The following is a 13172-nucleotide window of genomic DNA, read 5'->3' on the forward strand; positions in this document are numbered from 1 at the left end:
GCGGGGCGCCTTACTCCGGATCGCGGCTAGCGCGATGTGCTATGGCCGGGCGAGCACCTCCAGGACGTCCGCCCGGACAGACATCGCCCGTTCACCGAGATCGGCGGGCACGTCCGCGTGGTCCCGGTTGATCCGCACCAACCGAGCGCTTGGCAGGGTGCGCACGAGCGACTCGACCGGTGAGCGGATGACCCCCGGAGTGCTGTACCCGGCGCCGATCTCGAGCACGAGCACACCGTCGCGCACCCAGTCGCGCATCCTCCTTCCGGCAGGAACGTAGTGGTCGGGGACGTACTCGGGCCCCTTGTGCACGTTCAGGAACACCGCTCCCCCACAACGCGGGCACGACGGCACGGCGGTGACCTCGCCCGTCGCCGCGTCGTAGGTGGCCAGCGCCGCCTCGACGACCGGCCTGCTCGGCCACGTCTCCCGCGTGCACGGTGTTTCGCACTGGTAGCGGCCGTAGTCGCCCTGAGGCGTCCAGATCCGGTCTTCGACGAACCCGTTGCGCGCGAACAACCCGTCCACATTGGACGTCACGACGAAGTGGTCGCGATCGCCGACCAGGTCTCGCAGCCCCTCGTACACCGGGTTCGGCCTCGCACCGAACCTGATGTCGTCCACGTGCACGGACCAGTAACCCCACAGCAACCGGGGCGGGAGCGGCAGCCCGATCAGCTGGTACCGCGCCCGCAGCCCCCAGGCGTGCAGGAACGGGAACAGCTCCGCGAACCGCGCCGCGTCCGAGTAGTCGTACCCGGCCGCCGCCGAGAGCCCCGCGCCCGCCGCGATCAGCACCTGATCGGCCTCGTCCAGCCACCGCCGCAGCGTCACAGCAACTCCCGGTACGCAGCCTCGTCCTCGTCACCGAAGACCACGAACACCACCCGGTCGAACCGGCAGGGGCGCAGGGCGAGCCAGTCCTCGACCGCGCCCACGGCGACGCGGGCGGCCGGTCGTTTCGGGAACCCGAAGATCCCCGTGCTGATGCCGCAGAACGCGATCGTGCGGATCCCTGGGACCTCGGCGGCGAGGTCGAGGCACGCCCGGTAGGAGTCGGCGAGCGCGGCGACGTGCGCGGGCTCCAGCTCGCCGTGCACGACCGGCCCCACGGTGTGCAGCACGAACGACGCGGGCAGGTGGTACCCGCGGGTGATCTTCGCGGTGCCGGTCGGTTCCGGCGTGCCGTGCAGGTCCACGATCCGCCGGCAGTCGGCCCGCAGCCGCGGCCCGGCGGCGTTGTGGATCGCGTTGTCGACGCAGCCGTGCATGGGTTGGAAGCACCCGAGCAGGGCGTCGTTGGCGGCGTTGACGATCGCGTCGGCCCTCAGCCGCGTGATGTCACCGCGCCACACCGCGACCGGCCCGGGCAACGTCCGCGCGTCGGCGTCCACCCGCCGTTCGCCGCCGAGCAACGCGTCCAGCACCGCCATGAGCTCGGGATCGATCGGCGCGGGCTCCCGCACGGTCAGCACCGCGCGCAGGCTCCGCCGATCGCCGCGGCCTCCGAGCATGCGCAGGGCGCGGCTCGTCAACTCCTCGAACTCCTCGGCGGGCGCGGGCGCGCCGAGCGGCCGGAACGGCTCGTCCAGCGCGACCGCGGACCGGTAGCCGAGCACGTCAGAACAGCCCGTTGGAGTGCGGCAGCGCGGCCGGGATCGGCGCGATCACGTCCCAGTGCTCGACGATCCTGCCGTCCTCGACCCGGAACAGGTCCCAGTAGGCGACCGGCTCCCCGAACTCACCCTCCGACTGCAACAGCACGAGATCACCCTCCGCCACGACCCGGTGCACGGTCTTGTAGACGAGGTTCTTGCCCTGCTGCGCCCACTGCGCCGCCGCGGCACCGAACCCGTCGAGCCCGTCGGCGGCCTCCGGGTTGTGCTGCAGGTAGGTCTCGGTGGAGATGTAGTCGGTCAGCACCGAGTAGTCGGCGTCCTGCAGGATCCGCTGCGCGAACTCCGTGACCAGCGCACGACTGCCCTCGGTACCGTCCCCGGCCGGCTGCGCCGCACCGTCCGTCTGGGACCGTCCACTCGCGGTGTCCCCGACCACGGGCGTGAGCGCGTCCCAGTGCTCGGCGAGCTTGCCGTCCTCCACCCGGAACAGGTCGAACGCGACGAGTGGCTCCGGCCCGAACCCGTGGTAGACACCGTGCAGCGCAACGAGATCACCGTCGGCGATCACCCTCGCCAGTTCGTACCGGAATCCCTCGGGCAGGCTCGCGACGAGTCCTCGCAACGCCTCGGGCCCGTCCGCGACGAGCGAGCTGTGCTGCCGGTACCCCGGCGCGACCCAGCGGTCCACAGCGGACGGGTCCCTGTCGCCGAACAGTTCCCCTGCGGCCTTGAGCACGATCTCCTTGTTTCCCATGGCGTAGACGATGCCCCGCCGGCGCCTCCGAGACGAGGTAGGATCACGCCTCACCATGGTCAAAAGTGGACAGGTCGCACACTTCGGCTTCAGCAACCCCGACCGCGGGCAGCTGGGCCTCGAAGCCCTCGACCTCGGCGTGCTCCGCCGCAGGCTCACCGAGGACACGCTCGCCAAGGTGCACCGCACCGACTTCCACCAGCTGTTCCTGTTCACCGCGGGCACCGGCACCACCATGGTCGATTTCGTGGACCACCCGTGCGCCCCCGGCACGCTGCTGCACGTCAGCCCCGGCCGCGTGCTCCGCCTCCCCACGGCCCTGCTCGACGCGTCGATGGTCCTCTTCACCCCGGCGTTCCCGGTCCTGAGCCCGTTCGGCCCGGTGCTCCACGAGGTGCCGCAGGCGGAGCGGCCCGTCTTCACCCGCGCGATGCAGGACCTCCGCCAGGAGTACCGCCGCAACCTGCTGACCGGCGAGCCGGTCAACCTGCTCCGCACCCTGCTGAACGCGCTGCTGCTGCGGATCGCCCGCCTGCCCGGCGCCACCCCGGGCCGGGACCCGCGCTTCGAACGCTTCCAGCAGGAGCTCGAGCGCTCGTTCGCCACGACCCGCAGCGCCGCCGACTACGCGGCCCGGATCGGCTACTCGACGCGCAGCCTCAACCGCATCTGCCTCGCCGCCACCGGGCAGTCCGCGAAGGCGTTGATCGACGCCCGCGTGACGCTGGAGGCCAAGCGCCTGCTGGTGCACACCGACCTGTCGTCGGCGGCGATCGGGCACCGGCTCGGGTTCAGCGAGCCGACGAACTTCACGAAGTTCTTCGCGCGGGAGACGGGGATGTCACCGGGGGCGTTCCGCGAGTAGCTGGCCGAGCGCGTGGCGGGCGATCTCGGCGACGGACGGGATGCTGTCGCCGTGCCGCGCGAGAGCGAGCACGGACAGTTCCAGCGCCCAGCCGCGCGCACGCGCCCACGTGGCGTCGTCGACCCCGCTCAGCTCGCGCCGGAACTGCGCCCGGCCCCGCTGGTCGAGGAACAGCCACGCCGTCATGAGGTCGCCGGCCGGATCACCGGCGGCCGCGCAGCCCCAGTCGATCACGCCGGACAGCTCGCCGTCCGTGAACAGCAGGTTGCCGCGGTGGAGGTCGGCGTGCAGCCAGGTCAACGGCCGATCCCAGCCGGGAGCGCTGATCGCGTCCTCCCAGATCGCCGTGAGCCCCGGGTCACCGCCCAGCTTCGCGATGGCCGCCCGGACACCCAGGTCGCTCACGGCGATGTCACGACGTCCCCGGTAGGTGGTCCACGGCTCGCCGTCCGTGCTGATTCCCTGCAACGCCTGGAGGACCTCGGCCAGACGAGCACCGGTGCGCGGGCCGACGGCGTCGATCGTGGAGATGTCGCCCTCCAGCCACCGGACGACCGACCACCGGTACGGGTAGTCGTCGGTGACCTCACCGAGTTCCAGGGGTTCCGGCAGCGCGACCGGCAGGTGCGGCGCGAGCCGCGGCACCACCTCGAAGTCGCGCTCGGCCTGGTCCCACGCTTCCTTGATCCGCGGCAACCGGACCGCGAGCTCGTCACCGAGCCGGAAGATGGCGTGATCGGTCCCACCGTGCCGGACCTCGGTCAGCGCCAATCCCTTCCACCGCGGGAACTGCGACCGGACCAGATCCTCCACAAGGGACAGGTCGATCCGCATCAGTCGTCCCACCCCGGGCACAACCCGTCCAGCGTGCGGCGCGCGATCCCCGCCAGGAACCTGTTGGTCTCGCGGTAGTACGGCAGCGCCAGCACGGCGAGGTGCAGCGCCCAGCCCCGCGCCCGTGCCCAGTCCGCGTCGTCGAACTCGGCGAGTTCGCGCTGGAACGCCTTGCGCCCACCCGAATCGAGGTACAGCCACGCCGTCATGAGGTCGGCGGCGGGATCACCGACCCCGGCGCTCCCCCAGTCGATCACGCCGGTCAGCGCGCCGCCGGTGAACAGCAGGTTGCCCTCGTGCAGGTCGGCGTGCAGCCAACGGCCCGGCCGCTCCCACCGGGGCGCGGCCAGCGACTCCTCCCAGATCGCGACCAGCCGGGGACTGCCCCCGATCTGGGCGATGCACGAGCGGACGGCCGAGTCGTCCTCGATCCCGCTCACCCGGCCACGACTCGACTTCCACGGCCTGCCCTGAGCGTCCACCGACTGCAACGCCCGGACGAACTCCGCCAGCCTGAAAGGAACGTCCTCGTCGACCGCCTCGACGGGAGCCATCACGCCGTCGATCCACCGCACCACCGACCACTGGTACGGGTAGCGGTCGGTCGGCTCGCCCAGTTCCAGCGGCTCCGGCACCGCGACCGGCAGAGAAGGCGCGACCAGCGGCACGATCAGCGCTTCCTCGGCGGCGTCGTCGGCGGACCACTCCCTGCGCGGGAGCCGCACCGCCAGCGAGTCGCCCAGCCGGTAGAGCGCGTTGCTGGTGCCGCCGTGCGCGACCTCCCGCACCGGCAAACCCCGCCAGCGCGGGAACTGCGTGCTTATCAGGTCCCGCACCAGAGCCACGTCCGTGGCGATCTCGGGCATCGATCAACTCCCCCGGGTCAGCTACGCATGCAACACCGTCCCCACGGGCTCGGCAACTCGTTTCTCGAACGGCAGCGGCCCGGAAGGCGGGACCGTCACGTCGAACAACGGCGTGTAGCCCGCCGCCAGGTAGAGACCGCGTGCCTCGGGCTGGCGCGGTCCGGTGGTCAGGAAGACGCGCCGGTAGCCGAGCCGGAACGCCTCCGCCTCCAGCACCTCCAGCACGCGCCGGGCCAGGCCCTGGCGGCGGTGCGCCGAGTGCGTCCAGATCCGCTTGAGCTCCGCGGTGTGCTCGTCGAGCCGCCGGAACGCTCCGCCCGCCACGGCGACGCCGTCTCGCAGCAACACCACCAGTCGTCCGTCGGGAGGTGTCAGCGACGAGTCCGGGAAGCGTTCCATCCGCTCGCGGGCCGCCGGGCCGTACCTGCTCACGTACTCGTGCAGCAGTTCGGCCATCATCTCGGCGACCTCGGGAGCGTCCGGGCTCGTCCAGTGGACGGAGAGGGTCATCCGGCGCGCCGGTCCGCCAGCCGCACCACGTTGGGTGGGCGTTCCACCCGGAACCGGCTGCTCGACGCGACGAGGTAGCCGACGCCGCGCACGGTCTGGATCACGTCCGCCGCGTCGCCGAGCTTCTGCCGCACCCGCCGGACGTGCACGTCGACCGTGCGGGCGCCGCTGTAGTCGTCGTTCACGCCCCACACCGCGGCCAGCAGTTCACGGCGGCGGTGCACCCGGTCGGTGTTCTCGCACAGGTGCAACAGCAGCTCGAACTCCAGCCTCGTCAGCTCGACCGCGGACTCGTGGAGCAGGACCTGGCGGGTGTCCGGCAGGATCCGGACGTCCACGTCCTCGACCTCCGCCGCCTCGACCGCGGGGACCAGGCCCGCGTCCCGCAGCGCGCCGAGCAGCCGCAGCGCGGTGTCCTCGTCCTCGGTGTCGATGGTGATGCTGAACCTCATGTCCCCCACCCCTCAGCTCTTCGGCAGACCCTGCGGGTTGACCTCCGACGTCGGCACGGCCTCGTCCTCCAGCCCCCAGCGCTTCAGGACCTCGGCGTACTTGCCGTTGGCGATCAGCTGGTTCAGCGCCTCCTGGACCGGTCCCACGAGACCGCTGTCCTTCTTGGTGGTCACCGCGATCTTGCCCTGGACGGTGGCGCCACCGGAGAAGTTGCCGATCACCTCGGTCTGCCCGGACGTCGCGGCGTGGTAGGCCGAGGTGGGGTTCGGGCCGAGGTAGGCGTCGATGCGGCCGGACTGCAGCGCGAGGTAGTAGTCCGACGAGTTCTGGAAGTACTTGATGTCCGTGGCCTTCAGGCCCGCGGCGACGTTCTTGGTGCTCCAGTCGACGAGGATCTTCTCCTGGTTGGTGCCGGACGTCACGGCGATCACCTTGCCCGCCACGTCCTTGGGCTCCTCGACCTTCCAGGTCCCGCCCTTCTTCGCCTCGAACGCCAGGGTGTCGAGGCGGTAGGTGGCGAAGTCGTACTTCTCCTTGCGCGCCTCGGTCACGGTGATGTTCGACAGACCGAGGTCGTAGGCGCCGCTGTCGAGGCCCACGAACAGGTTCTCCCACGACGAGACCTCGAGCTTGGGCTTGAGGCCCAGCACGTCGGCGACCAGCGTGGCGATGTCGGTCTCGACGCCGATCACGGTCTTGTCGTCGGTGGCGTAGAACCGCAGTGGTGGTGCTGTGCCGGCGGATCCGCCGATCGTCAGCTCACCCTTGGTTCTGAACTTCTCCGGCACCTTGGCGGCGATCTTGTCGTCCTTGGTGGCGGTGACCCGGTTCTGGTCGGGACCGAGGTTCACACTGAGGCCGGCGACCTCGGTGGGCTCCTCACCACCGGCGGTGCCGCAGGCAGCCAGACCGAACGCCAGCACGGCGAGAAGTACTTTGCGCACAACGAACTCCTTCTACAGGACCTTGGACAGGAAAGCGCGGGTGCGCTCGTGGACGGGGTGGTCGAGCAACTGGTCAGGCGGTCCCTCTTCGACGATCACGCCCTCGTCCATGAACACGATCCGGTCGGCCACCTCGCGGGCGAAGCCGATCTCGTGCGTGACGACGACCATCGTGGTGCCGGACCGGGCGAGGTCGCGGAGCACGTCCAGCACCTCGCCGACCAGTTCGGGGTCGAGCGCCGACGTCGGTTCGTCGAACAGCACGACCTTCGGCCGCGTGGCCAGGGCTCGCGCGATCGCGACCCGTTGCTGCTGGCCGCCGGAGAGCTGCCGTGGATACGCGGACGCCTTGTCCGCCAGGCCGACCCGCTCCAGGAAGTGGCGGGCGTCGGCGAGTTCCGCGACCTCCGCGACGTTCTCCAGCGCGGTCAGGTGGGGGAACAGGTTGAAGTTCTGGAAGACGAAACCGATGTCCTTGCGCTGCTTGAGGATCTCGCGTTCTTTGAGCTCGTGGAGCTTCCCGCCGCGCCGCCGGTAGCCGATCAGGTCGCCGTCGATCGTGATGTACCCGCGGTTGACCTTCTCCAGGTGGTTGATCGTGCGCAGCAACGTCGACTTGCCCGACCCGGACGGTCCGAGCACCACCACGACCTCGCCGGCGGCGACGTTCAGCGACACCCCGCGCAGCACTTCCAGCGCGCCGAAGCTCTTGTGCACGTTCAGGACCTCGATCACCGGCGGTCTCCTCGCGCGAAGTAGCGCTCGACGTAGTGCTGGCCGATCGAGAGCAGTGTGGTCAGGACGATGTACCAGATGGTCGCGACCATCAGCAGCGCGACGACCCGGGCGTTGCGGCCGTAGATGACCTGCACCTGGTAGAACAGCTCGCCGATCGCCATCACCGAGACGACCGAGGTGCCCTTGAAGAGGCTGATCACCTCGTTGGCCGCGTTGGGCAGGATCGACCGCATCGCCTGCGGCAGAACGATCCTGCGGAACTGGCGGAACCTCGGGATGCCGAGCGCGGCCGCCGCCTCCAGCTGCCCGCGGTCGACGGAGATCACGCCGGACCGGACGATCTCCGCCGCGTAGGCCGCCTGGTGCAGCGCGAGACCGAGGACGGCCGCGCCCATCGGGCTGATCAGCGAGATCGTCTCGAAGCTCACGAACTCCGGCCCGAACGGGATGCCGAGCGAAAGCCGTTGGTACAGATAGGAGATGTTGAACCAGAACAGCAACTGCACGATCAGCGGGATCGACCGGAACGCCCAGATGTAGGTCCAGCCCACCGCGCTCAGGAACGGGCTCTTCGACATCCTCAGCACCGCGACCACGATGCCGAGCGCGAAGCCCAGGACCGTGCCGAACACCGTCAGGAAGATCGTCGTGCCGACGGCGGTGAGGATCGACTGGGCGGTGAAGTACCGCGCGAACGTCGGCCAGTCCCAGGCCGGGTTCGTGACGAGGCCGTGCACGAACTGCGCGGCGAGCACCAGCACGAACGCCACCCCGACCCAGCGCCACGGGTGGCGGGCCGGCACGACGGGTAATGCGGAGAGATCATCGTCCTTTGTGGACACAAGCGTCAGCGTGCCAGAGGTCATGGCGAGTCCTTGCTGCGGCGGGGAACGTGAGACGAGCGGGAGGAGGTGTCAGCTCGTGCAGTCGGTGCGACAGCGGGAGGACGGGACCAACGCGGCGTTCATCCCGTCCTCCCTTCCCTGCGCTCTTGAGGAGAGCACTCACTCAACGACGCTCACGTTAAATACCGGAGAACCGGCCGGGCAAGGACGTCCACGTGCTGAACAACTATCGGATACCGAGATGATCCCTCAGCGTCGGACCTGAGTACTCGGACCGGAACACACCGCGTTCCTGCAGCAACGGCACGACGGTGTCCGCGAACTCGTCGAGCCCGCCCGGCGTCACGTGCGGCACGAGGATGAAGCCGTCGGCCGCGTCCTGCTGCACCAGGTCGTTGATCTGCGTGGCGACGCTGTCCGCCGACCCGATGAAGTTCTGCCGGGCGCTGACGTCGATCACGAGGTCGCGGATGGACAGGTTCTTCGCCGAGGCTTTCTCCCGCCACTGTTTCACCGTCGCGGCCGGGTCCTTGAACATCCGCACGCTCGCGCGGCCCTTCGCGATCGTGTTCTCACCGATCACCGGCTCGACCTCGGGCAGCGGACCGTCCGGGTCGTACGCGCTGAGGTCGCGGTTCCAGATCTGTTCGAGGAACCGGATCGCGGTCGCCCCGCTGACCTGCTGCCGCCTCACGACCGCGGCTTTCTCCTGGGCGTCGGCGTCGGTGTCGCCGAGCACGAACGTGGCCGCGGGCAGCACCACGAGCTGGTCGTGCGTGCGGCCGTACTTCGCGAGCCTGCCCTTCACGTCGCTGTAGAACTTCTGCCCGGCCTCCAGCGTGCCGTGCCGCGAGAAGATCGCGTCGGCGGTGGCGGCGGCGAACTCCCTGCCCTCGTCGGAGTCCCCCGCCTGCAGGATCACCGGACGGCCCTGCGGCGAGCGCGGGACGCCGAACGTCCCGCTGATGTCGAAGTGCTGGTCCTTGTGCTCGAACTGCCCCACGCCGGTGTCGAACAGCTTCCACGCCGTGCGCAGGAACGACTCCGCGCGCGTGTAGCGGTCCTCGTTCGCGAGGAACCCGCCGCGCCGGAAGTTCTCGCCGGTGAACGCGTCCCACGAGGTGACGACGTTCCAGGCCGCGCGTCCGTCCGAGAGGTGGTCGAGGGACGCGAACTGCCGCGCCACCTCGTACGGCTCGTTGAACGTCGAGTTGATCGTGCCGGCGAGACCCAGCCGTTCGGTCACGGCCGCCAGCGCGGCGAGCACCGTGAACGTGTCGGGCCTGCCGACGACGTCCAGGTCGTAGATCTTGCCACCCTGCTCGCGCAGCCGCAGGCCCTCGGCGAGGAAGAAGAAGTCGAACTTCGCCCGTTCGGCCGTCCGTGCCAAGTGGACGAACGAGTCGAACTCGATGTGGCTGCCCGCCTGCGGGTCGCTCCAGACGGTCGTGTTGTTCACGCCGGGGAAGTGCGCGGCGAGGTGGATCTGCTTGGTCATCTCGCGCTCCCTCAGGCGAACTGGTTGGCGGGCCGGGCGAGGCCGAGGTGGCCGCGCAAAGTCGTGTGCTCGTACTCGGTGCGGAACACGCCGCTCTTCCTCAGCTCCGGCACCACCTCGCGGGTGATCTGGCGGAGGTCGCCGTGCAGCCGGAACCCGGCGAAGCCCTCGGCGTGCCACGCGATCAGCTGCTCCACCGGGGTGGACGCGTCCACGTCCCGGAAGACGAGCCCGCCGGTCGCCGGGACGTCGTCGGAGAACACGATGTCGCCCACCGGTTCGGTCGCGGCGATCAACGGGTGGCCCTGCGGCGGGCGTGGCGTGATCGACGGCCCGCGGACGGAGAACCAGCGGCCCTCGAAGTCGATGTAGTGCAGCTTCTCCCGGTCGATGAACCGCCCGGTGGCCTCGTCGCGGATCTCCGCGTCGTCCTCCCACAAGCCGCCGAGGTCGTCACGACGCCCGAAGTGCCGGGCCACGGCGGGTTCCGGCGCCACGGCCAGCTGCACCCCGCCGCGGCCCTTGCTCACGTAGTCCAGCGTGGCGATCGCCTTGGACAGGTGGAACGGCTCGGTGTGCGTGACCACCGCCGTCGGCACCAGCCCGATCCGCGTGGTGAGCGGGGCGATCCGCGCCGCCGTGAGCACGGCGTCGAGCCCCGGCCGGCCGTCGAGCGAGTCGTCGAACGTGACGAAGTCGAGCTTGGCGTCCTCCGCCGCGCGCACGAGCTCGGCCCAGTGCCGCGCGCTGTACGCCTCGTCGCCGGTCGCCTGGAGTGCCGCGGCCAGGTGCAATGATGCGCCCACCGGTCCCCCTCTCGTCGTTTTCCTCGCATTCTGTTCGCGGTGACGGGCCTCGTGCTGGGGCGGCCACTGGGTGGGAATCCCGGCCGGAACGGGAATATTTCGCGGGCTTGCCTTGACGTGCGCGTGAAGGTTTAGCGTTGGGGTCCATGAGGATCGGCGAACTGGCCAAGCGAGCCGGCACCACCACCCGTGCGCTGCGGTTCTACGAGTCGGAAGGGCTCCTCGAAGCGCAGCGCACGTCGAACGGCTACCGCGAGTACGACGAGCACGACCTGCGACTGGTGCGCGAAATCCAGGCGCTCCAGTCGGTCGGCCTGTCGTTGCAGGACACCCGGCCGTTCGTCGCCTGCCTGCGCGCGGGCCACGAGTCCGGCGACTCGTGCCCGGACTCGCGGGAGGTCTACCGGCGCAGGCTCGCCGAGGTGGACGCCTGCCTGGAGCGGCTCACCACCGTCCGGGAGTTCCTGCTGGCCAGGCTCGCCTTCCAGGACCCGTGCGTCGTACCCGAGGAGATCCAGTGCACCAGTTGACCGATGCCACGTTCGCGGAGAGCACGAGGACGGGCACCGTGCTCGTCGAGTTCTGGGCGCAGTGGTGCGGGCCGTGCCACATGCTCACGCCCGTGCTGGAGGAGATCGACCGCGAACGCGACGACCTGACCGTCGTCAAGATCAACGCCGACGAGAACACCGCCACCGCCCGCGACCACCAGGTCATGTCGCTGCCCACGCTGCTGCTGTTCCGCGACGGCGAGCCGATCCGCCAGATCGTGGGAGCGCGCCCCAAGACCCGGCTGCTGGCCGAACTGGATGACGCGCTGCGGCCCTGATCGGCCTATCTTCTAGCGCATGCTCGGTCTCGAACTCGTAGTGGTGCTGGGTGTGTGCATCCTCGCGAGCAGCGTCGTGTCCGGACGGCTCCGCGTCGCCGCCCCGGTCCTGCTGGTCGCGTGCGGCGCGGTGCTCGGCTTCGTGCCCGCCCTGGAAGAGGTCAGCCTGCCGCCCGAGGCGATGCTGCTGATCTTCCTGCCGGCGTTGCTGTACTGGGAGAGCCTCAACACGTCGTTGCGGGAGATCCGCAGCAACCTGCGCCCGATCGTGCTGCTCAGCACGCTGCTCGTACTCGCGACGGCCGCCGCGGTGGCCTCCGTCGCCCACGCCCTGGGCCTCGACTGGGGCCCGGCGTGGGTGCTCGGCGCGGCACTGGCCCCCACCGACGCGACGGCGGTCTCGGCGATCGCCCGCGGCATGCCGCGCCGCACGACGACCATCCTGCGCGCCGAGTCCCTGATCAACGACGGCACGGCGCTCGTGATCTACGCGATCGCGGTGTCGATCACCATCGGCGAGCAGCAGTTCAGCACCGGCCGCGTCGGCCTGCAGCTGGTGTTGTCCTACGCGGGCGGCGCCGTGGCCGGGTTGCTCGTCGCCTGGCTCGCCGTGCAGGTCCGCAAGCGCCTCGACAGCCCGTTGCACGAGAGCGTGGTCAGCATCCTGACCCCGTTCGCCGCGTTCCTGCTGGCCGAGACGGTGCACGGCTCGGGCGTGATCGCCGTGGTCACGTGCGGCCTGGTGCTGGCCCAGGTCGGCCCGCGCATCGTGCGCGCCGACACCCGCCAGGTCAGCTACGCGTTCTGGGGCATCGCGACCTTCGTGCTGAACGGCGCCCTGTTCGTCCTGATCGGACTCCAGGCCCACAGCGCGCTGCGGTCGTTGAACGGCTCGGAGGCCCTCGCCACGCTCGGCGCCATCGGCCTGGTGTCTCTGACGGTCGTGGGCACCCGCATGCTGTGGAGCTACACGACCCCGTACGTGATCCGCGCCCTCGACCGCCGCCCGCAGCAACGGTTGCGGCGAGTGGGCGCACGCCAACGTCTCGTGTCGTCCGCCGCCGGTTTCCGCGGTGCCGTGTCGCTCGCCGCCGCACTGGCGGTGCCCGTGACCGTGGTGGACGGCGGCCCGTTCCCGTTCCGCGACGAGATCATCCTGATCACGTCCGGTGTCGTCACGCTGACGCTGATCGTGCAGGCGGTCATGCTGCCGTCGATCATCCGCTTCTCGCGACTGCCCGAGGACACCGCGCTGGACGAGGAACTCCACCTCGCCAACACGACGGCGTCCGAGGAGGCCTACGAGGCACTCCCCCGCCTGGCCGACAAGGTGGGCGTCTCGGACGTCGTGTACAAGCGCGTGCTCGCCGAGTACGAACACCACATGGAGGTCGTGCGCGGCAAGCGGGCCGGTGACGAGGAGATCGCGCAGTCGGAGCTCGAGTACACGGCGTTGCGGCTGGAGCTGATCGCGCACAAGCGGGCGACCGTCGTGCGGCTGCGCGACGAGCAGGCCATCGACGACATCGTGCTGCGCACGGTGCAGCGCAAGCTCGACGTCGAGGAGGTCCGGCTCTCCCGGCGCGAGGTGGAGGAGGACTAACGTCGATT

At 70.1% G+C, this 13172-nt stretch carries 16 protein-coding genes; 4 read left to right on the plus strand and 12 right to left on the minus strand.

Annotated elements, in window-relative coordinates; all coding sequences use genetic code 11:
* Positions 1-39 precede the first annotated feature (39 nt).
* The 3 genes from BMY74_RS05960 to BMY74_RS05970 are packed head-to-tail and all read right to left on the minus strand — an operon-like array spanning position 40 to position 2373.
* Positions 40-834, minus strand: coding sequence for an SIR2 family NAD-dependent protein deacylase (locus BMY74_RS05960; RefSeq protein WP_089910850.1), 795 nt, complete (start codon positions 832-834; stop codon positions 40-42).
* Positions 831-1619, minus strand: coding sequence for a macro domain-containing protein (locus BMY74_RS05965; RefSeq protein ID WP_218159534.1), 789 nt, complete (start codon positions 1617-1619; stop codon positions 831-833). Before BMY74_RS05965 ends, BMY74_RS05960 begins: the two co-directional genes overlap by 4 nt.
* Position 1620: 1 nt before the next feature.
* Positions 1621-2373 carry a nuclear transport factor 2 family protein gene (locus BMY74_RS05970; protein WP_089910854.1) on the minus strand — a complete coding sequence of 251 codons (753 nt, stop codon included), beginning with the start codon at positions 2371-2373 and terminating at the stop codon, positions 1621-1623.
* Between the two features lie 55 nt (positions 2374-2428).
* Here BMY74_RS05970 and BMY74_RS05975 point away from each other — a divergent pair, with 55 nt between their 5' ends.
* Positions 2429-3238 carry a helix-turn-helix domain-containing protein gene (locus BMY74_RS05975; RefSeq protein ID WP_143091460.1) on the plus strand — a complete coding sequence of 270 codons (810 nt, stop codon included), beginning with the start codon at positions 2429-2431 and terminating at the stop codon, positions 3236-3238.
* On the opposite strand, the gene BMY74_RS05980 is transcribed toward BMY74_RS05975, so the two are convergent.
* The 9 genes from BMY74_RS05980 to BMY74_RS06020 all read right to left on the minus strand — a co-directional run bounded on the left by BMY74_RS05980 (position 3215) and on the right by BMY74_RS06020 (position 10732).
* The gene (locus BMY74_RS05980; RefSeq protein WP_089910861.1) at positions 3215-4072 is read right to left on the minus strand and encodes an aminoglycoside phosphotransferase family protein; all 858 of its coding nucleotides are present in this window, start codon (positions 4070-4072) and stop codon (positions 3215-3217) included. The genes BMY74_RS05975 and BMY74_RS05980 overlap by 24 nt on opposite strands.
* Positions 4072-4938, minus strand: a complete 867-nt coding sequence (locus BMY74_RS05985; RefSeq protein WP_089910865.1) for an aminoglycoside phosphotransferase family protein — start codon at positions 4936-4938, stop codon at positions 4072-4074. The genes BMY74_RS05980 and BMY74_RS05985 overlap by 1 nt, the downstream gene beginning before the upstream one ends.
* Positions 4939-4959: 21 nt before the next feature.
* Positions 4960-5448, minus strand: a complete 489-nt coding sequence (locus tag BMY74_RS05990) for a GNAT family N-acetyltransferase (protein WP_089910869.1) — start codon at positions 5446-5448, stop codon at positions 4960-4962.
* Positions 5445-5900: a winged helix-turn-helix domain-containing protein gene (locus BMY74_RS05995; protein WP_089910872.1), complete on the minus strand. Its 456-nt coding sequence runs from the start codon at positions 5898-5900 to the stop codon at positions 5445-5447. Before BMY74_RS05995 ends, BMY74_RS05990 begins: the two co-directional genes overlap by 4 nt.
* A gap of 12 nt (positions 5901-5912) precedes the next feature.
* Positions 5913-6845 carry an ABC transporter substrate-binding protein gene (locus BMY74_RS06000; RefSeq protein WP_089910875.1) on the minus strand — a complete coding sequence of 311 codons (933 nt, stop codon included), beginning with the start codon at positions 6843-6845 and terminating at the stop codon, positions 5913-5915.
* A gap of 12 nt (positions 6846-6857) precedes the next feature.
* Positions 6858-7580 carry an amino acid ABC transporter ATP-binding protein gene (locus BMY74_RS06005; RefSeq protein WP_089910878.1) on the minus strand — a complete coding sequence of 241 codons (723 nt, stop codon included), beginning with the start codon at positions 7578-7580 and terminating at the stop codon, positions 6858-6860.
* Positions 7577-8449 (minus strand): amino acid ABC transporter permease, encoded by an 873-nt coding sequence (locus BMY74_RS06010; RefSeq protein ID WP_089910881.1) that lies wholly within the window; start codon positions 8447-8449, stop codon positions 7577-7579. The genes BMY74_RS06005 and BMY74_RS06010 overlap by 4 nt, the downstream gene beginning before the upstream one ends.
* Positions 8450-8654: 205 nt before the next feature.
* On the minus strand, positions 8655-9926 hold the full coding sequence (locus BMY74_RS06015) for an LLM class flavin-dependent oxidoreductase (RefSeq protein WP_089910885.1): 1272 nt from the start codon (positions 9924-9926) through the stop codon (positions 8655-8657).
* An 11-nt stretch (positions 9927-9937) separates the two neighbouring features.
* A complete protein-coding gene (locus BMY74_RS06020) occupies positions 9938-10732 on the minus strand; it encodes an LLM class flavin-dependent oxidoreductase (RefSeq protein WP_089910889.1) in 795 nt (264 codons plus the stop codon).
* Between the two features lie 146 nt (positions 10733-10878).
* Here BMY74_RS06020 and BMY74_RS06025 point away from each other — a divergent pair, with 146 nt between their 5' ends.
* From BMY74_RS06025 to BMY74_RS06035, 3 genes are read left to right on the plus strand one after another with little or no spacing between them, the layout of a single operon-like run.
* A complete protein-coding gene (locus BMY74_RS06025; protein ID WP_089910892.1) occupies positions 10879-11262 on the plus strand; it encodes a MerR family transcriptional regulator in 384 nt (127 codons plus the stop codon).
* On the plus strand, positions 11250-11561 hold the full coding sequence (gene trxA / locus BMY74_RS06030; protein WP_089910895.1) for a thioredoxin: 312 nt from the start codon (positions 11250-11252) through the stop codon (positions 11559-11561). Before BMY74_RS06025 ends, trxA begins: the two co-directional genes overlap by 13 nt.
* A 19-nt stretch (positions 11562-11580) precedes the next feature.
* Entirely contained in the window at positions 11581-13164 is a 1584-nt protein-coding gene (locus BMY74_RS06035; protein ID WP_089910898.1) for a Na+/H+ antiporter, read from the plus strand.
* Positions 13165-13172: the final 8 nt, after the last annotated feature.

The sequence above is a fragment of the Lentzea albida genome (assembly GCF_900111005.1).
Lineage (GTDB): Bacteria > Actinomycetota > Actinomycetes > Mycobacteriales > Pseudonocardiaceae > Lentzea > Lentzea albida.